The organism is Alistipes indistinctus YIT 12060, from assembly GCF_025144995.1.
GTDB classification, from domain to species: Bacteria; Bacteroidota; Bacteroidia; order Bacteroidales; family Rikenellaceae; genus Alistipes_A; species Alistipes_A indistinctus.
On the sequence record NZ_CP102250.1, the window covers coordinates 261,661 to 281,743 of the forward strand.

Here is a 20,083-nt window from a genome sequence, read left to right on the forward strand (position 1 = left end):
TTTATTACATTAATTTTGCTGCGAAATAAATCGGTTATGATGGGTTTGTGGAAATATTACTGGATGTTGTTGCTGGCGGTTCCGATAGCGGGCTATTCGCAGGCGGTACGTCCGGTTTCCTCGGGGATCGTCCGGGGCGAGGTGAAGGATAAGAACAGCGGACTGCCCCTGACGGGAGCGTTGGTGCTGGTTGTGAACGATACGTTGCGGCAGCAGACCGGCACGGACGGTCGTTATGAAATCAAAGGGGTTCCGACGGGATACAATACGCTGTACGTGGATGCCGAAGGCTATTCCGGAGTCCTGACAGAGTCGTTCTTGGTGACGACTTCCGCGCCGACATTGGTGAATGTGGAGCTGGAAAAGCGGATGGTGACCGTCGGCGAGGTGGTCGTCAGTGCGTCGCCGTTCCGGCCCACGACCGAGTCGCCCGTTTCCATGCGCCGCATCGGGACCGAGGAGATCGACCTGACTCCCGGTGCGAACCGCGATATCTCCAAAGTGGTGCAATCTGCCCCGGGCGTGCTGTCGGTGCCGACGGCCAACCGTAACGATGTTCTGGTACGCGGCGGTGGCGCCAATGAAAACCGTTATTACCTCGACGGGATCGAGATACCGGTCTTGAACCACTTTGCCGTGCAGGGCGGTTCGGGCGGCAATGCATCGCTGGTCAATCCAGAGTTGCTCAAATCCGTCAACTTTTATACGGGGGCTTTCCCGGCCCAGTTTTCGAACGGGCTCAGTTCGGTGATGGATATGCAGATGCGGTCGGGTAATCCCGACCGGTTTCACGGCAAACTGATCCTGGGTGCTTCGGATGTGGGACTGAATGTCGATACTCCCATATCGTCCAATGGTAAAACCACCCTGACCGGGTCGTTTCGGCGCAGCTATCTTCAAATGCTCTTCAAAGTGTTGAAACTGCCGTTTCTGCCGACTTACAACGATTATCAGTTTAAAGTAAATTCGAAGCTGTCCGACCGGGATGAGTTGTATGTCATCGGATTGGGATCATTTGACAAAAACCGGTTGAACCTGTCGATGAAGGATCCCGAGGAGGACCGGAAATATATCCTGGGGTATCTGCCCGAAAATAACCAGATCAGTTATGTTTTCGGAGCGGGTTATCTGCATTCGTTTACGGGGGGGCGTCTGCAAGTTACGGCCAGCCGCGATTACCTCAAAAATCAACTTTGCAAGTATGAGAATAATGACGAAGCTTTGCCTAAAACGCTCGATATCGACAGCCGGGAAGGAAATTACCGGGTCCGGGCGGCTGTGAGTCTGTGGGATTTGAACGGTTTCCGACTGCAAGCCGGGGTTGGAGGCGGTACAGGATCGTACCGGAATGAAACCTTTCGGCAGGTGTATACGGCAGAAGGTTCGCAGGAGGATCGTTCGTCAAGCCGTTTCACGGTCGGGCGGTATGAATTTTTTGCTACGCTAAGTCGTGATTTTTTCCGGGAACGGTTATCCGTCCTGGCGGGCCTGCGTGCGGACGGAATGACCTATTCCGATCTGACTTCGAACCCTTTCAGGCAGCTCTCCCCGCGTGTGAGCCTCTCTTATAAACTTTTCCGCAAATGGAGGCTGAGCGCTTCGGTGGCCCGTTATCATCAGGAACCGTCGTACACGACGATGGGATACAACGGCAATTTGATTCCCGGTTATAATCAGAAGGAAGGATTGCGTTACATGGCGGTAAACCAGTATATCGCCGGGGTCAACTTCTCGCCTACCCCACAGTCCGATTTCAAGTTGGAGGGCTTTTACAAGCAGTATTCCCGGCTGCCGGTGTCGCTGCTCGATTCACTGCCTGTCTCTACCGGCGATTTTGCCGACTATATCGTCGGGGATGTCCCGGCCAAATCGGTCGGCAAGGGACGCGCTTACGGCGGGGAATTTTCCTATCGCAACCTGAACCTGTATAATACAGTAGTGAATCTGGCTTATACGTTCTTTGTTTCACAGGTCAATAAGATGGACGGGGAGTTGCGTCCGACTTCGCATTATCTTTCGTCGAGCTGGAATGTGGGACATATTTTCAATGTGTCGGCGATCCATAAATTCGGTGCCAACTGGACGGTCGGCGCCAAGTGGTATCTTTCCGGCGGCGTGCCTTATACCCCTTACGACGAAACCCTTTCGTCGTTTACGTCGGCCTGGGATGCCCGCCGGCGTCCCTATCCCGACAATACGCGCTACAACGGCATGAAGATGCCCGTTTATCACCAGCTCGATCTTCGGATCGATAAAGTGTGGTATTTCAATAAATGGCGGCTCGGTTTCTATCTCGATATCCAAAATCTGTACAATTACAAAGCGGCCGGACAGGAGATTCTGATGCCTGAAATCGGCGCCGACGGCCAGTATGTGCCCGATCCCAATAAGCCGGGGTACTATAAAATGCAGCACATTGCGCACGATATTGGCGGAACGATCCTGCCGACGCTCGGCATTACCATAGAGATGTAGGCCCGATATGCATTCCGATTCCGGGAGTGTTTGCGGCGAGATCGTCTGTGCGAGTTTTTGAGTACAGCCATTGCAGGAGTTTCAGTATGAGCTGCGGGGATAAGTTCACTTGATTTTAGCCCCGTCTGCCGATGGCCGGTTTACGGTTGCACACGGACGGGAATAAATAAAAAATGAGAGGTACTGGGGCCTCTCATTAGTGTGTAATAATGTGGTGTCTTATTAATAAATCTTGTTCACATACACCCGCCCGACATAAATAGTGCCTGAGTTGATGTATACGTCGATATATCCCCAGCAGTTATCGGGATTGTCGGCCATATTGGTCAATGTGATGGCCGATCCGGTTCCGGATGGCTGCACGTCGAAATTGAATGGTTGGGCATCGAGCGACCAATCGGTGTCGCGGCTTACTTCCCATCCGTTCTTTAAAATGTAGACCGTTTCGGAAGCACCGTATTCCGGCAAAATAACCAGATTTGAACTCATTTTGTACACGTCAGCCTTGGCTTGCAGTGCTTCTGTCGTTGATGCATTTGCAGGCGTTACGCAATAAGCTGCCACAGCCGCACCGGTGAGGGCCACTAAAAGAAATAATTTCTTCATGATAAAATTAGGTTTAAGTAATGAAATAGGTTTGGAATAAATGGTATTACAATATAATAACAATAATTTATTGTATAAATAGTGAAAACGGCGTGAAGATGACAGGAAAAGGCTGAATTTGTATGCTCTTTTTGCTTTATCCGCGCAAACAGGCAGAGCAGCCGGAGTGTGGATGGAAACCGAGGGCTGGCTGCGGATTTTGATAATACCCGTTTTGATAGTACCCGATCCCGATAACCGGGCACTATAAAATGCAGCACATTGTGCACGATGTCGGCGGAATCATCCTGCCGACGCAGGGGATTACAATAGAGATGTGTCTACCATTGTGCAGTGACTAAGTCAAGCAGTTGGCGTTTTTTTACGGGTTTGGCTAAAAATGCGTTGCATCCGGCTTCGATAGCACATGTGCGGTCGGAGTCGAACGCATTGGCCGTAAGTGCAATAATCGGGATTTTGGTGTCGAAGTCCCTGATTTTCCGGGTGGCTTCCAAACCGCCCATAACAGGCATTTTCATATCCATGAGAACGAGGTGGAACTGTCCGTTGCGGATTTTTTCAATGGCTTCCACACCATTTTCTGCGCGGATGAGGTTGTAATCCTTAAGGATATGCTGTACTAGGGAATAGTTGCTGTCATTGTCTTCGGCAACCAGGATTTTCATCTTTTTCCCTTCGGTTCCTTTCAATACCGGTGATTGTGCCGGGTCGGAGTAATCGGCATAGCTCCCGATGTCTATTTTACAAGGTATGTATGCCCAGAACAACGATCCGACACCCGGTTCAGACGTGAATCCGATCTCGCCTCCGGCAGCTTCGGTAATAGCCTTTGAGATCGCCAGTCCGAGTCCTGTTCCCTGTGCAAAATCGTTGAGTTTCTGGAACCGGCCGAATACCTGGTTCTGCAATTCTTTTGGAATGCCGGTTCCCGTATCTTCGACATAAATGCGGATTCCTTCCCTTTCGACCGTGTATCCCATTTTTACATATCCCGATTGTGTACATTTCACTGCGTTGGTCAAAAAGTTCATCCAAACCTGTTTGAGCCGGTTGCTGTCCAGGAAAACCCAACAATCGGGGCGGGAGTTGTCCATAAAAAATTTTACCTCCGGATTCGTTACTTTCGGTTGCACCATCGTGTATACTTCGTTGCATATCTGCGCCAGATTGAATTTTTCCGGTTTTCGTTCGATGATACCCGATTCGATCTTCGACAGGTCGAGAATGTCGTTGATCAACCGAAGCAGCAGGTCGTTGTTGGTCTCGATAATCTTCCAGTATTCCGCTTTTTCCGCCGGGTCATCGCAATCTACCAGTAATTCGGAGAATCCGACAATCGAATTCAGCGGTGTGCGTATTTCGTGGCTCATGTTAGCCAGAAAAGCGGATTTAAGCCGGTCGGAAAGTTCGGCTCTTTCTTTCATCTCCTTTAACTCCTGGGCCATTTTATCCCATTTCGTATTGTTGAAAGCAATGCCCGTGTAGCGGATAATCCGTCCCTTTTTATCTCTCTCGGAAGGAATGCCGGTAATAATCAGGGTTTGCCACTCCTGATCCCATTTGGTCCTGGAACGATATTGCAAAGTAAACTCTTTGCATCTCCCCTGGAGCATGTCGTCGATATTCTCGCGGACGCGGTTCGTATCGTCGGGATGTGCGACATTCAGGTAGTCTTCCGGGGCAATAGGTTTGTCGGGATCGTAATCGTTGACCGGATCGTTAAACGAACGGTACTGACCGGTTGCTACATCGAAATCCCAATAGGACATTCCGACTGTTTTGAATGTCAGTTCCATTTTATAGTTCCGCTCTTTGAGCTCTTCGTTCAACTGATGAAGGTTGGATATATTCTGCTTAAATCCGGTGAACCGTATCACTTCGCCGTTTTCGTTATATTCGAAAGGGACGCCTGTAACCGAGCAATATTGCCAGGTGTCGTCATACCTCGTTTGTATACGGCAGGTGAAGTTGATATTGATTTTGTTTCCCGATAACATGGATTGGATGGCGTCGTTTACGGAAGACCGGTCTTCGGGATGGATGACTTCCAGGTATTCTGTTATCGATACCAGTTGGTCCGAGGTATAGTTGTTTACCGGATCGTTATAAGATTCGAATTTTTGAGTCCGTACGTCGAAATCCCAATGGACGATATCGCTGACTCGCATGGCCAGTTCCCGTTTAGCGATCAGGTCCTGCGTTTTTTTAGCCATTTGCATCTTTTCGGTCACATCCAGTTGGGTGCCTACGATTTGTACTTTTCCGCGATGCTCGGTGGAAAGCCGCATTCTGCTTTCGTAGTATCGATACTGATTTTCCTGTTCGTTGAAAACCCGTACGGTAATCTGTCCCTGCGTGATTTTTTTATTTTGCAGTTGGGAAAACAGGTCGGCTAGCAAAGCGCTATCCTGCGGATGCAGGATCTGTTGCAGTTGCGTCACAGTCATGCCGTCGCAGACTATGGGTTGCCCGTGCGACGTTTCAAATGCCTGTTTGTGTACATCGTACACCCAGGATGACATACTGGCGGCTTTCATGGCCATTTCCAGGTTCTTTTTGCTCTCCTCGGTACGGTACTCCGCTTCTTTGGTGGCGGTTACGTCATTGGTAAGCAGTATATGGCCGACGATCGTGCCGTTTTTATTCAAGATAGGAACTACTTGTGCTTCATAAATAATTGTATTTTTGTTCGGGGTGGAATAATACTCCCTGTTTATTCTTTCGAAGTCGTACTCGAATTCCAGAATGATCTCTTCGCCGGACTGTATTTTAGCTTTCAGGTCTTTGTCGACATAGGGGCTGTCGAACAGGTTGATTTTGTTTATTACATCGCGTTTTTTGACTCCGTATGTTTGTTCTGCACGCGCATTCAGATCGCGCAAGATACCTTTCGTATCATAAATTTCGATGCCCATCGGCAGTCGGGCGAAAACGCTCTCCATGAACAGAATTTGATCCGACAGCAATTCGGACATCTCCTTTTCAAACCGGATGCAACTGTTTTGCGGAGACGTAATTTCTTGGCGTTTCATTTTAGTATCTAAATATTTAGTCGTTCACTTGAGGATATGGATCGTGCGCCGGTACTCCGACGGGGACATGCCCGTGTGTTTGCGGAAAAAGCGGCTGAACGAAGACTGTGAGGAGAATCCGCTGTGTCTGACAACGTCTTTTATCGTTATGTCTGCGTTTCTCAGGAGTGTTTTTATTCCAATAATGGTGTAATCCGCAATCATATCCCGGGCGGATCGACCGTTTACTTCCTGTATGATTTTGGTAAGATACAGGGGGGATATGCATAGTTGATCGGCGTAATATGCGACTTCCCGGTGAGTTTCGCGGTTTTCAAAAACCAACATGGCGAATTTCATCGCGATGCTCTCTTTGTTTGAATTCAGCAGGGGGGTATTTCTTTTACGCGTTTTCTTTTGGAAATGCACATAAAAATCCCAGTAATAGATCCGCAGTAAGTGCAGGATGGTCTCACGACGAAATGCAGGATCGTCGTTGTTTGTCCGGAAGTCTATTGCACGGCAAAAACCGAGGAATCTTTTGGCTTCATTAACCGATATTGGGACCTGGAAGTTCTTTCTCATGTGAAAGAAGAAATCGGGGGTTATGCGTCCCAGGCTGCTCATAATATCCATGAACATTACCTTATCGACTTTGAAAAAAATCATGGAAAAGTCATCGCTGACCTTATGGATGGAACCCAGCTGGAAGGGTAGAATGGTAACAAGGTCATTTTTTGATATTTGCCGCCGCATGGAAAACAAATCTATGACAGCGGTGCCTCCGGTACATAATCCGCCAAACCCCTCACCCAAATAGGTCGCGTGTTCAGTAAGCGGCAAGCAGGATATATCGGTGTATACAAAAAAATTATCACTCATTTAAAATGATCTCACTTTAACAGATATAAAGATACGGGATTCGTTTTTAATAAATAACTTGGATACGATATGGAATGTGATTGGCAAGTTTGAGCACCAGATTGAATATTTCCGGTCGTTGCAGGATTTGTATAAGAGCCGGTGTTTCCGATTTTCGTCAGGGTGAAAGCAAACATCCGGCGATTGTTCCGGCTGGCGGATTCTCGTCGATCGGACGGTGTTCCGATGAGGAATATGGTGTAGGTGGAAAGTTTCGCCGCCGCCCGTGACGGAATTTTTACGATTGAAGACCGGAGGGGTAAAATACGGACGTGAAAAAAGTCCCCGCTTAGCGGGGACTTTTACTAGGATCTGTGGCGGTATGGACGGGACTCGAACCCGCGACCTCCTGCGTGACAGGCAGGCATTCTAACCAGCTGAACTACCACACCGTTTGTGTACCGTGCAACCGTGTTTCTCAATTGCAGTGCAAATGTAAGCTATTTTTTTTATTCTCCAAAATTTTGAGCAAAATCTCGTAAACTTTTTCTGTATGCGGCCTACGGTTCTTCCGGGCGCTCAAAAACCGAGAAGTTGACACTTCCGTAACAACGTTTCTCTTTAAATCCGGGTAATTTGCTTACATCCATATTTTTGGAGTGCTCGAAGATCAACCACCCGCCCGGTTTAAGCAGCCCTTTCTGCCAAACGAGTTCGGGGATCGTTTCACTTCCCTCGATGTCATAAGGAGGATCGGCGAAGATGATATTGAACTGTTTGGTACAGCTTTTCAGGTAGAGAAAGGCGTTCGCCTTTACCGCATAAATCTCGGAAAACCCGAAGGTTTTGGCCGTACTGCGGATGTAGTTATAATGTATCGCGTTAATTTCGACCGAAACGATGCTCCCTGCCCCGCGCGATGCGAATTCGTAACTGATGGACCCCGTTCCCGAGAAAAGGTCGAGGACATCTACCCCTTCGATCTCCCAATGGCTGGTAATTACGTTGAACAGGTTTTCCTTCGCGAAGTCCGTCGTGGGACGGGCGCGCAGATTCTTCGGCGGCTGGATGATCCGGCCCCTGTAACGTCCGCTAACGATCCGCATCGAAACAGTATATTAAATTGTTGTGGTTTATTTCCTCGTTGCGCAAAGCTTTGGGAAGGCTAGAACGCAGCTCTTTGTCGACGAGGGTTTTGCGGTAGTATCCCTTCAGTATTTTGCGGATTTGTTCGATTCCCTCGCCCGTAATCAGCAGGTCGTAATCCTGCAGGTCGTATTGCTTGTTCAATTGCTGCAGGTAAAAGAGCAATTCGGCTGCTTCGGTGCACGGGAGAACTTCGCAGTATTGCAGCCGTACGTCTTTAACGGTGATATTGGCCCAGTCTCCTGCAAAATTGATTTCGACGGTCGGTCCCTGGTGCGTTTTGCGCGCTGCGATCTGTAACGGATGGAGTACCTGCATCCGTTGGCCGTACAAGGCTTGGAGTTCCTGCCATACCGGTTGCGGCAGGACGATGTAGGCGGCGATTCCCTGTACCGGATCGGTGCGGATGATCTGGTCGTCCTGTCCGACGGGAATACCATGCGCCTGCATGTAGGCCTGTCCGCCTTCAGGCGTTGTCAATTCAGCGGGGACGAGGCAAACCTTTTCGGTAACAGGGATGAGGCATATTTTTTTATAGGGTAGTCGTAGTACCTCTTCGTCCCGGATCAGTTGGCTGACTGTTGCCGACAACGGCAGGTTCGAATCGAGCCCGTACCTGGCGGATCGGATCGGCCCCTTGTCTGTAAGGATGCAGAACTGCAAGTCTTGCCCGGAAATTTGCAGGGCGAGCGAACGGACCGTAGCCTGCTCGGGTGTAATATTTTGTGCTTCGAAGGACATTCGTCGTGATTTTTCGCCTTGATTTTGTAAGTTTGTGACACAAATATCAAGGTTATTTTTGCCGGTAGAAACTATGCTTTCGGAACATATAGCGTCTCAAATTTATCGAAATTTTGCCTTCGAGCCAACTTCGGACCAAAAAAATGTGGTCGAAGCCCTCTCGGGGTTCATGACCGATCCTGATTACAGTAAGATTTTTATCCTGAACGGATATGCCGGAACGGGTAAAACCACCCTGATTTCGGCATTGGTACGGACGCTTTCCGGTATGAAAATCAAGACGGTATTGCTCGCTCCTACCGGCCGGGCCGCCAAGGTGGTCAGCCGGTATGCAGGGCAAAAAGCCTTTACCATCCATAAGAAGATTTATCGCCAGAAATCGCTCGCATCGGCCGATGCCCAGTTTTCACTCGATTACAACCGCGAAAAAGATGCGGTGTTTGTCGTCGATGAGGCATCCATGCTGGCCAACTACTCGTTCGATCCGTCTGCATTCGGGTCGGGAAATTTGCTCGACGACCTGGTTCGTTACGTGCGTCAGGGAAGCCGTTGTCGGCTGATTGTCGTAGGGGACAGTGCCCAGTTGCCGCCGGTGGGTATGGAGTGCAGTCCTGCGCTCGATCCCGAAAAGATGCGCGGGTACGGCGACGTGACCTATGTGCAGCTCGAGGAGGTGATGCGCCAACAGGATACTTCGGGCATCCTGTTCAACGCGACACTGGTGCGCTGCATGCTTTCGGCCGGGATTATCGATATCCCGATGTTCGATTTGTCGTTCGGGGATGTCGAACAGGTCGACGGCGGCGAGATACTGGAGCGCATTCAGGATGCCTATTGTAAATACGGTATGGAAGAGACGCTGATTATCACGCGTTCGAACAAACGGGCGAACCGGTTCAACGAGGGCGTCCGGCGCAATGTGCTCTTCGCTGAGGAGGAGATCGGATCGGGCGATATGCTGATGGTCGTCAAGAATAATTATCATTATACCGAGCGGGAGCAGGATTGCAGCGTCGATTTTATTGCCAACGGCGATACGGTATTGCTCTCCCGCATCCGCAGGTTCGAGGATTTTTACGGGTTCCGGTTTGCCGACGCGCAGCTCACGTTCCCCGATTACGATTCGTTGGAGTTGGATTGTAAAATCCTGCTCGACACCCTCTCGAGCGATTCCCCGTCGCTGACGCGTGAACAGGGCAGCCAGTTGTTCCAGGGCGTGGCCGAGGACTATGCGGACATAACATCGAAAGCTAAACGCTACAAGGAGGTCCGTGAAAATCCCTATTTCAATGCGATGCAGGTCAAGTTCGCGTATGCCGTGACCTGCCATAAGGCACAGGGCGGCCAGTGGAAGTGTGTTTTCGTGGATAAAATGCTTTTCGGCGAGGAGGTGATGACGCGAGAGCTGATGCAATGGCTCTATACGGCGATTACGCGGGCGACCGAAAAGCTCTATTTTATCAATTTCGACGAGCGGTTTTTTGACGGAAAATAAGTACCTTTGACAAGCTTTCTTTCCGTAAAAATAATATGAAACAGACAGATACCTCCCCCGCTCCCGCTGCGAAACAAAAATACGTCGAAACCCCGCTGATGAAGCAATATTACAGCGTCAAGGCCGTGCACGGCGACGCGATCCTGCTTTTCCGCGTGGGCGATTTCTACGAAACTTTCGGCGAGGATGCGATTAAAACGGCAAAAATCTTGGGTATTACTCTTACCCGGCGGGCCAATGGGGCCGCTTCGTACGTCGAGTTGGCCGGATTTCCCTACCATGCGATAGATACCTACCTGCCGAAACTGGTGCGGGCCGGTGAGCGGGTGGCCGTGTGCGAGCAGCTCGAAGACCCCAAGACGACTAAAAAGATTGTCAAGCGCGGCGTGATCGAACTGGTCACGCCGGGGATTTCATACAGCGACAATATTTTGGCGAATAAGGAAAATACGTTCTTGGCGGCGGTGTATTTCGGGAAGAAAGCCACGGGCGTGGCATTCCTCGATGCGTCGACCGGCGAGTTCTATGCGGCCGAAGGGACTAACGGTTATGTGGATAAGCTGCTGTCGAACCTCTCACCCAAAGAGGTCATCTATTCCAAAGGTTACGAGCAAGAGTTCACCGAGGCATTCGGAAGTAAGTATTACACGTACCGGGTGGACGACTGGATGTTTTCAGAGGACGGAGCCCGCGAAAAATTGCAGAACCAGTTTCAGGTCTCATCGCTCAAGGGATACGGTATCGACACACTGCCCGGTGCAGTCGTTGCGGCCGGTGCGGTGCTCTATTACCTTGAATTTACCGAACACCGTCAGACCAAGCATATCGCATCGATCTCGCGTATCGATGAAGATAAATTTGTCTGGATCGACAAATTTTCGATCCGCAACCTCGAATTGTTCGCTTCGAACAGCGGACAGGAAGGCTGTTCGCTCTCCGAAGTGCTCGACAGGACGGCCTCCCCGATGGGCGGCCGCATGTTGCGGCGGTGGATTTCACTGCCGTTGAAGAGTATAGAAGAGATCAATGCGAGGCTCGATCTGGTCGGGTTGTTCGTGGAACGGCCGGAACTGCGCGAGGCTCTTTATGAGTCGGTGGCGCTGATCGGCGATTTGGAGCGGATCATCTCCCGTGTGGCTGTCGGACGCGTTTCACCGCGCGAGGTGGTGCAGTTGAAAAATGCACTCTATGCGGTTGAAAAATTGCAAAACACGATGCGCGAGGCGGGACATCCGGCATTGGGAGCACTGGGAGAACAATTGGATTTATGCCTGGAGGTGCGAGATAAAATCGAGCGTGAAATCTATTCTGATCCGGCGAACCAAATCCAGAAAGGCGGGGTAATTGCATCGGGCGTGAATCTCGAACTGGACGATCTGCGGAATATCTCGTCGAATGCGAAGGATATTCTTGCCAGTATCCAGCAGCGCGAGAGCGAAACGACCGGCATCCCGTCGCTGAAGGTGGCTTTTAATAATGTGTTCGGTTATTACATCGAGGTGCGCAATACGCATAAGGACAAAGTGCCTGCCGATTGGATTCGCAAGCAGACGCTTACCGGTGCCGAACGGTATATTACCGCCGAACTGAAAGAGTATGAGGAGAAGATTCTCGGTGCGGAAAGCAAGATTCTTGCGATTGAACAGGAGATGTACGCTGCGTTGCTGGCCGAACTGACACGCTTCGTCTCCCCTATTCAGAAAGACGCGTCACTGGTGGCGCGGCTCGATTGCCTGCTCGCTTTTGCCATCCAGTCGGTAGAGCGTCGTTATTGCCGGCCCGAAGTGAACGATTCGCAGGTGATCGATATCAAGGACGGGCGTCACCCAGTCATCGAGACGCTGATGAGGGTCGGTGAGGAGTATATTCCCAACGACGTCTATCTGGACGATTCTTCACAGCAGGTCATGATTATCACCGGGCCCAATATGTCAGGTAAGTCGGCCATTCTGCGCCAGACGGCGCTGATCGTGCTGATGGCCCAGATGGGTTGTTTCGTGCCGGCTAAAGAGGCTAAAATCGGCGTAGTGGATAAGATTTTTACGCGCGTGGGAGCCTCGGATAATATTTCGCAGGGAGAATCGACCTTTATGGTCGAGATGCTCGAATCGGCCAGTATCCTGAACAATATTTCGAACCGCAGCCTGGTGCTGCTCGATGAAATCGGCCGGGGAACCAGCACATACGACGGTATTTCAATCGCATGGGCAATGGTGGAATACATCCACCAACATCCGTCGGCCCGGGCGAAAACGCTTTTTGCCACTCATTACCATGAATTGAATGAGATGGAAGAACTTTACGAGCGCGTGAAAAACTTTAATGTATCGGTCAAGGAGATTAATCGTAAAGTTATCTTTCTGCGCAAGTTAGTTCGTGGCGGAACGGAGCACTCGTTTGGTATCCATGTAGCGAAGATGGCCGGTATGCCGGGCCAAATCACCGACCGTGCCGAACGCATTCTGGCGGATATGGAGTCGGCACACCGCGGCAGTATGCGCGATACTACCCGCAAAGTACCTACCGTGGCGCAGTATGGCGGCGGCGGAATGCAACTCAGCATGTTTCAGTTGGACGATCCTGTGCTCAAGCAAATCCGTGATGAAATCAAGGGGTTGGACATCAATGCTCTTACGCCGCTCGAGGCGTTGAATAAGCTCAATGAGATAAAAAAGATAACGGGACTGTAAAGGTCCCGTTATCGTAATTATACTTGCGCCGGTCGATTTTTGTCCGGATCTGATTGATAGACTCAATTATTCCGTGTCAGCGATTTGATATTTTCGATCAGCATCTGTACCGCTACCGAATTGAAGCCTCCTTCGGGGATGATTACGTCTGCATGGCGTTTGGACGGTTCGACGAACTCGTCGTGCATCGGTTTGACCGTTTCGAGGTATTGACGGATCACCGATTTCATACTTCGGCCACGATTTTGTACATCTCGTAAAATTCTTCTTGCTAAGCGGATATCTGCGTCCGTGTCAACGAAAACTTTAATATCCATCAGTTTCCGTAACTCTTCGCATTCGAAGATCAGAATGCCTTCGACGATCAGCACTTTGGATGGAATGACCCTGACCGTTTCCGGCAGGCGATTGTGCTCGACGAAGGAATAAACCGGACGGTTCGACCGGTATCCCTCCCGCAACATTCTGATCTGCTCGATCATCAAGTCCGTCTCGAAAGAATGCGGATGATCGTAGTTGAGCTTCGTGCGTTCTTTATAAGTGAGATCCGGGTAGGCGCGGTAATAGTAATCGTGCGACAGGGTGGTCACCGCATCGGAAAAAGCCTCTTGCAATTTGCGTACGAGTGTGCTTTTGCCCGAGCCGGTACCGCCGGCCACGCCGATGACGATCGTTCGCTCCCCCATCGTCGGATTAAATGTCGATATTCGCGTACTTCGCGTGGCGTTCGATGAATTCGCGGCGGGGCGGTACGTCGTCGCCCATCAGCATCGAGAAGATGCGGTCGGCTTCGGCGGCGCTCTCGATCGTTACCTGGCGCAGGATGCGGGTTTCGGGGGACATGGTCGTTTCCCACAATTGATGTGCGTTCATCTCACCGAGACCTTTATAGCGCTGAACGTGCGCGCCTTTCGATCCGTATTCGGCCAACGTGGCTTCGCGTTCTTCCTCGGTCCAGCAGTAGCGGCTGTTCTTACCTTTTTTGACGAGGTAAAGCGGCGGCGTGGCGATGTAGACGTGGCCGTTCTGAATCAGGCTGTTCATGTGGCGGAAGAAGAAAGTCAGCATCAGCGTGGCGATGTGGCTGCCGTCGACGTCGGCATCGGTCATGATAATCACCTTGCCGTAGCGCAGTTTTTCCAGGCTTACTTCCTGTTCGTCGTCGGCATTGTTGTCTCCGCCGGGAACGATCCCGAGCGCTTTGAACATGTTGCTGATCTCTTCGTTCTCCCAAACCCGGTGTTTCATCGCTTTCTCGACATTCAGGATTTTACCGCGCAACGGCATGATCGCCTGGAATGTCCGGTCGCGTCCCTGCTTGGCGGTTCCGCCTGCCGAGTCGCCCTCGACGAAAAAGATTTCGGTTTTGTCGCGGTCGCGTGACGAACAGTCGGCCAGTTTGCCCGGTAAACCCGAACCCGAGAGGACGGTTTTGCGCTGCACCATTTCGCGCGCTTTGCGGGCGGCATGCCGGGCCGTAGCGGCCAAAATCACTTTATTGACTACTGAGCGGGCATCTTTGGGGTTTTCTTCGAGGTAATGGGTCAGTGCCGTGGTGATGGCCTGATCGACGGCTCCGGACACCTCGCTGTTGCCCAGTTTGGTCTTGGTCTGGCCTTCGAACTGCGGTTCCTGTACCTTGACCGAAATTACAGCGGTAAGTCCTTCGCGGAAGTCGTCACCGTTGATCTCGAATTTTACTTTGGAGAGCATACCCGAATCTTCCGCGTACTTTTTCAGCGTACGTGTCAGTGCACGTCGGAAACCGGTCAGGTGCGTCCCACCCTCGATCGTGTTGATGTTGTTGACGTACGAGTGGACATTCTCCGAGAAGCTCGTATTGTACTGCATCGCCACCTCTACCGGAACGCCGTCGCGCTCCGTGTCGATATAGATCGTGTTGTCGATCAGTGATTCGCGGTTTTCGTCGAGGAATTTGACGAACTCTTTCAGCCCGTCCGTCGAGTAGAATTCGTCGCGGCGGTAATTGCCGTTCTCGTCTTTTTCGCGCTTGTCGGTGATGTTCAGCCGGACTCCTTTATTCAGGTAGGCCAGTTCGCGCAGGCGGGACGACAAAATTTCGTAGTTGTATTCGGTTGCGATAAAGATGCTGTCATCGGGCTTGAAGGTGATGATCGTGCCGTGAGAATCGGTCTCGCCGGTAATCTCCATCGGGCCCAGCGGAGCGCCCTTACTGAACTTCTGGACGTGCACTTTACCCTGACGGTGCACTTCGGCGACCAACAGGTTCGAAAGCGCATTCACACAGGAGACACCTACTCCGTGCAGTCCCCCCGAAACCTTATAGCTGTCCTTGTCGAATTTACCGCCGGCGTGCAACACAGTGAGTACGACCTCGAGTGCTGATTTGCCCTCTTTTTCATGGAAATCCGTCGGAATACCCCGACCGTCGTCCTCAACCGTAATCGAGTTATCTTCGTTGATATAGACTTCGATATTCGAACAATATCCGGCCAATGCCTCGTCTATCGAGTTGTCCACCACCTCGTAGACCAGGTGGTGCAACCCTTTTACGCCGATATCCCCGATGTACATGGCCGGGCGCTTGCGGACCGCTTCGAGCCCTTCGAGTACCTGGATACTGGACGCCGAATATTCTTCTTCAATCATTTTTTCGTGTTCTGTGCTCATCTTCTCTGTCTCTGATGTCTTTAGGATGTATGCCTGCCCTTAGGCGGCAAGGTGTTTCAAACGTTCAAAGATACGGAAAATTACGTAATTTTCCAACTCTCTGCGCGGTTTGGAAGCCACTCGAACGGCCATTAATAACCAAGAATGGAGACAATGTCGATCTCCTCGATTTGTCCTTGATTAAAACGGATGGTGCGCGAAGGATATTGCTGGATGTTGCCGATGTTGTGCGTGGCCATGATGACTGCGCAGCCGTTGCCGGCAATTGCGCGGAAGAGCTGCATAATGCCGTCGGACGCGGCTGGGTCGAGGTTGCCGGTAGGTTCGTCGGCGAGAATCACCTGAGGGTTGTTCAGCAACGCACGTGCGATGGATAGGCGCTGCTGTTCGCCGCCCGAAAGCTGGAACGGCATTTTATACTCCTTGTTGACCAACCCGACTTCGTTGAGCACTTCGGCGATTTTGTTTTTGATCTCCATGTCGTTCTTCCATCCGGTGGCTTTCAGTACGAACTGCAGATTCTGGAATACATTGCGATCGGTCAGCAGCTGGTAGTCCTGGAAAACGATGCCCATGCGCCGGCGAAGGTACGGGATGTCCTTGCGTCGGATTTTGGTCAAGTCGAAGCCTGCGACCCACCCTTCGCCTTCGACCAGCGGCAGTTCGGCGTACAGGGTTTTCATCAGCGAACTTTTGCCCGACCCTACGCGGCCGATCAGGTAGACCAGTTCGCCGGGCCGGACGGTAAGGTTCACGTCCGAAAGCACCAAGTCGCAATTGTCCCGCTTTTTACGGAAGCTGGCCTCCTTGAAAGAGTCCCGGGTGTGGTAAATCGAAACGTTCCTGAGTTCGACGACGGCATTTGGTTCCATAATACAGCAAATTTGACTTTACAAAGATACCGAATAGTTCAGCTCTGCCCTGCATTTGTTGATGAAGTGTTGATAATTTTAGCAGACAATATTGAGGATTCATTGTGGCTGTTGACCTTTGGGAGAGAAAACAGTATCTGTATGATTGATTTCGAAAAAGTGATATTGCCTATTTTTACGTCTTTATTTTGTATTTTCGCTTTTCCATCCGATTTAATGATGAAAAACAGGAATCACTATGGCTGCATTTCCAAATACAAAGCCACACTATGAAATACTCGACGGACTGCGCGGAGTGGCGGCAATCATGGTCGTCTGGTTTCACATATTCGAAGCCTATGCGACCAGTCATCTGGATCAACGCATCAATCACGGTTATTTGGCGGTCGATTTTTTCTTCATACTGTCCGGGTTCGTTATAGGTTATGCTTATGACGACCGTTGGGGAAAGATGAAGATTACGGACTTTATCAAACGGAGAGTGATACGCTTGCACCCGATGGTTGTGGTGGGAGCGCTTATCGGGGGCGTTATGTTCTATTGGCAGGGGTGTTCGGTGTGGGATGTGTCGAAAGTGACTATTCTGGCCCTATTTATCGCCACATTTATGAACGCGTTGCTGATTCCGGCGACTCCCGGAACCGAAGTCCGGGGCTTGGGCGAGATGTATCCGTTGAACGGGCCCAGTTGGTCTCTTTTCTTTGAATATATAGGAAATATTCTCTATGCCTTGGTCATTCGTAAATTTTCGACCAAGGCGCTGGCCGTACTTGTTTTTGCCGCAGGGTGCGGCTTGGCAGCATTTGCTATCGGGGGGCCGTACGGTGATATATGCGCCGGATTTTCACTGACCGGGATAGAATTTACCGGAGGATTGCTGCGGCTGTTGTTCTCTTTTTCTGCCGGACTGCTCCTGTTCCGTATTTTCAAGCCGATTCACGTAAAGGGCGCCTTCTGGATCTGCAGTTTGTCTATCGTCGTGCTTTTGGCTGTGCCCCGTCTGGGGGGTGCCGAATATTTATGGGTGAACGGAGTGTATGATACGGTATGCTTCGCAGTGTGTTTTCCACTTCTGGTTTATCTCGGGGCTTCGGGGAAAAGTACCGATAAGTATACGATAAGAATATGTAAATTCTTAGGTGAAATTTCTTATCCTTTGTATATGGTCCACTATCCGTTTATTTATCTCTATTATGCTTGGGTAAAGAATGGCAACCTTACCTTCCGGGAGTCATTGCCCGGCGCATTGGGTGTCGTCATAGGAAGCATTGTCCTAGCTTATATTTGTTTGAAATTTTATGATATTCCGGTTCGGAGATATTTGACGAACCGGTTCCTGAATTCTCAAAAAGTCAAATAAACCGAAACCGTACTGGGATGTATGTTTGGCGATTTTTGAATGTTTCGGTTTCGTAAAATAAAAATAGCACTGATTATCAGTGCTATTTTTATTGTTTGTCAAGTGGAGCTGGAGGGATTCGAACCCTCGTCCAAACAAGGAACCCAAGAGCTTTCTACATGCTTATCCTTCGGTTAATCCTTCTGCCGTGACCTGGTCGAAGGCGACCCAGCCATGACCCCAGCCTGTAAATTTCGCGATTCGTTCCAGGCGCCTGAACCGCTATCCCAGTTCTGATGATACCCCGTATGCCTCTTGACTACCGGGCGGAGTCTTCGGCGGGGTACTCGTCCCTCAGCCTCCTTGGACCGCGGGATTAAGCCATTTTACTTGGTAAAATTAAGCAGCGAGTGCGTAGCTATTATTGCCATTTGTAGTTTGAGCGTTCACTTTAACGAGCCTCCACACAACGCTCGGCATGCTTACAATCAGACTCTACCTGCTGTCAAAACCGGTCAGCCCCTTTATTGCATCTTGACAAAGATAATGTTCTTTGTCAGGATAACGAAATAAATAGAGGAAAATTATTTAGATGTGACAGGAATATCGAAATATTGGTTACATTGTAATTGGGGCTGGGATAGCCGAGGAGACGGTTATTTCTTAAGCGAAGTTTTTTCACCGAGTACTCCGGAGGAATCGGATAATTTGATTCCGTTCGATGGAAAACCAGGACAATACAGATATGAATTGAAACAATTGACTGGCATCAGGCCTAAATAACCATCCTTCTAATAATTGTTGATTATGCGAAAGTTGTTATTAATCTGTGTATGCACGATGATGGTAATCGTTTCGTCGGCTCAGGAGCGTAAATTGGGGTTCGGTGTGAAAGCCGGGGTTGCCGCGACTTCCCTGACGATCCCCAAAGGTGAAAAAAGCCAGAGTTCGTATCGTGCCGGATTTACAGGAGGTTTCTTTGCGGATTATCGTTTTAATTCCCGCTGGGCGCTTTCAGCAGACTTGCTTTATGCACGTCAGGGTGCTGATATTAAGCTTAATGGTGATGGCGAAAACCGAATGAAACTGGACTATTTGCAAATTCCTGTTTTGGTTAATTTTTATCTGACCAGGTCATTGGCTGTAAAAGCCGGTATACAACCCGCCTTTTTTTTAGATGGAAGTGAAGTTTATAACAGCTCTATACGCTCCAGTTCTGCATCTACGGATTGGGCGATTCCTGTCGGACTTTCTTATGAATTGAATTGCGGGGTAATTTTCGAGGCCCGTTATAATGCGGGTGTAAAATATAGTGTGGATGAATTTGATTTCCCCATGCATACCGTCGCATTTGCATTTACCGTCGGATATCGGTTTAGATAACGGACTATTTGGAACGAAAGAAATGAAGAGGCCCCCGGTCCCCGGGGGCCTCTTCGTATTGAATACACAGATGTATTATTCCGTCCTGACGATCTCCAGCAGTTGTTCCGGTCGGTCGATGACAAACATCGCTCCGTTCTCTTCGAGTTCTTTGCGCGGGCGGAATCCCCACGTTACGGCTACTGACCGGAGCCCGCTATTGGCTGCCGTGCGCATATCGACGCTGCTATCTCCGACATACAGGGTATCTGCCGACGTGGAACCGGTTTCCGTAAGGATGTTCCGGACGATCGTTGGATCGGGTTTGGGAGGGATCTCTTCACGTTGGCCGTGCACGGCGGCGAAGGTGCCTGCAGGAAAATAGCGGTCGATCAATTTTCCCGTGGCCGCCTGATACTTGTTCGAGGCGACAGCCATGCGGAGCCCCTGCTTTTGCAAGTCGTCGATCAACTCGGGAATGCCCGGATAAGGTTTGGTATAGTCCATATTGTGTATGGAATAATAGTCGACGAAATCCTGTCGTACCCGGAGGACTGTCTTTTCATTGCGCTGGTCCTCGGGTAGCGCCCGTTCCATGAGTTTGGTAATGCCGTTGCCGACGAAAAAACGGTAGGCTTCGGTGTCGTGTTGCGGGAATCCGTTTTGTGCCAATGCGTGATTTGTGCTGATGGCCAGGTCTTCAAGCGTGTCGAGCAGGGTGCCGTCAAGATCGAAAATAACCAGTTTTGTCATTTGTCGCAATTTGAATTCGTGCAAAAATAGCCAATCTTAAGTGAAATTGCCAGTCCAGGACGGTAATCCTCCATTTGTTG

General features: G+C 50.3%; 14 protein-coding genes, 1 tRNA gene and 1 other RNA gene. 5 read left to right on the top strand and 11 right to left on the bottom strand.

The window, feature by feature from the left end:
- Positions 1–36: 36 nt before the first annotated feature.
- Entirely contained in the window at positions 37–2,475 is a 2,439-nt protein-coding gene (locus NQ495_RS01230) for a TonB-dependent receptor (protein WP_009134806.1), read from the top strand.
- 222 nt (positions 2,476–2,697) lie between these two features.
- Here NQ495_RS01230 and NQ495_RS01235 read toward each other — a convergent pair whose 3' ends face one another.
- The 6 genes from NQ495_RS01235 to NQ495_RS01260 all read right to left on the bottom strand — a co-directional run bounded on the left by NQ495_RS01235 (position 2,698) and on the right by NQ495_RS01260 (position 8,840).
- Complete coding sequence (locus NQ495_RS01235; protein WP_009134805.1) at positions 2,698–3,081, bottom strand: hypothetical protein; 384 nt, start codon at positions 3,079–3,081, stop codon at positions 2,698–2,700.
- Between the two features lie 320 nt (positions 3,082–3,401).
- Positions 3,402–6,113 carry a PAS domain-containing protein gene (locus tag NQ495_RS01240; protein ID WP_009134804.1) on the bottom strand — a complete coding sequence of 904 codons (2,712 nt, stop codon included), beginning with the start codon at positions 6,111–6,113 and terminating at the stop codon, positions 3,402–3,404.
- A gap of 24 nt (positions 6,114–6,137) precedes the next feature.
- Positions 6,138–6,974, bottom strand: coding sequence for a helix-turn-helix domain-containing protein (locus tag NQ495_RS01245; RefSeq protein ID WP_009134803.1), 837 nt, complete (start codon positions 6,972–6,974; stop codon positions 6,138–6,140).
- A gap of 354 nt (positions 6,975–7,328) precedes the next feature.
- Positions 7,329–7,405, bottom strand: a tRNA-Asp gene (locus NQ495_RS01250).
- 108 nt (positions 7,406–7,513) lie between these two features.
- Complete coding sequence (locus NQ495_RS01255) at positions 7,514–8,059, bottom strand: RsmD family RNA methyltransferase (protein ID WP_009134802.1); 546 nt, start codon at positions 8,057–8,059, stop codon at positions 7,514–7,516.
- On the bottom strand, positions 8,046–8,840 hold the full coding sequence (locus tag NQ495_RS01260) for a DUF3822 family protein (RefSeq protein ID WP_009134801.1): 795 nt from the start codon (positions 8,838–8,840) through the stop codon (positions 8,046–8,048). Before NQ495_RS01260 ends, NQ495_RS01255 begins: the two co-directional genes overlap by 14 nt.
- A gap of 73 nt (positions 8,841–8,913) precedes the next feature.
- Between NQ495_RS01260 and NQ495_RS01265 the strand changes: the two genes are divergently transcribed.
- The gene (locus NQ495_RS01265; RefSeq protein WP_009134800.1) at positions 8,914–10,335 is read left to right on the top strand and encodes an ATP-dependent DNA helicase; all 1,422 of its coding nucleotides are present in this window, start codon (positions 8,914–8,916) and stop codon (positions 10,333–10,335) included.
- Positions 10,336–10,370: 35 nt separating this feature from the next.
- On the top strand, positions 10,371–13,025 hold the full coding sequence (gene mutS, locus NQ495_RS01270; RefSeq protein ID WP_009134799.1) for a DNA mismatch repair protein MutS: 2,655 nt from the start codon (positions 10,371–10,373) through the stop codon (positions 13,023–13,025).
- A 62-nt stretch (positions 13,026–13,087) separates the two neighbouring features.
- Here mutS and udk read toward each other — a convergent pair whose 3' ends face one another.
- The 3 genes from udk to NQ495_RS01285 all read right to left on the bottom strand — a co-directional run bounded on the left by udk (position 13,088) and on the right by NQ495_RS01285 (position 16,549).
- Positions 13,088–13,711, bottom strand: coding sequence for a uridine kinase (udk, locus tag NQ495_RS01275; RefSeq protein ID WP_009134798.1), 624 nt, complete (start codon positions 13,709–13,711; stop codon positions 13,088–13,090).
- 7 nt (positions 13,712–13,718) lie between these two features.
- Positions 13,719–15,677, bottom strand: a complete 1,959-nt coding sequence (gene gyrB, locus NQ495_RS01280) for a DNA topoisomerase (ATP-hydrolyzing) subunit B (protein ID WP_009134797.1) — start codon at positions 15,675–15,677, stop codon at positions 13,719–13,721.
- 131 nt (positions 15,678–15,808) lie between these two features.
- On the bottom strand, positions 15,809–16,549 hold the full coding sequence (locus NQ495_RS01285) for a cell division ATP-binding protein FtsE (RefSeq protein WP_009134796.1): 741 nt from the start codon (positions 16,547–16,549) through the stop codon (positions 15,809–15,811).
- 238 nt (positions 16,550–16,787) lie between these two features.
- Here NQ495_RS01285 and NQ495_RS01290 point away from each other — a divergent pair, with 238 nt between their 5' ends.
- The gene (locus NQ495_RS01290) at positions 16,788–17,909 is read left to right on the top strand and encodes an acyltransferase family protein (RefSeq protein ID WP_009134795.1); all 1,122 of its coding nucleotides are present in this window, start codon (positions 16,788–16,790) and stop codon (positions 17,907–17,909) included.
- A gap of 100 nt (positions 17,910–18,009) precedes the next feature.
- On the opposite strand, the gene ssrA is transcribed toward NQ495_RS01290, so the two are convergent.
- Positions 18,010–18,411, bottom strand: a transfer-messenger RNA (tmRNA) gene (gene ssrA / locus NQ495_RS01295).
- Between the two features lie 317 nt (positions 18,412–18,728).
- Between ssrA and NQ495_RS01300 the strand changes: the two genes are divergently transcribed.
- Entirely contained in the window at positions 18,729–19,271 is a 543-nt protein-coding gene (locus NQ495_RS01300) for a porin family protein (RefSeq protein ID WP_050808015.1), read from the top strand.
- A gap of 75 nt (positions 19,272–19,346) precedes the next feature.
- Here the strand turns inward: NQ495_RS01300 and NQ495_RS01305 are convergent, their stop codons facing one another.
- Positions 19,347–20,003, bottom strand: a complete 657-nt coding sequence (locus tag NQ495_RS01305; protein ID WP_009134793.1) for an HAD family hydrolase — start codon at positions 20,001–20,003, stop codon at positions 19,347–19,349.
- Positions 20,004–20,083 lie beyond the last annotated feature (80 nt).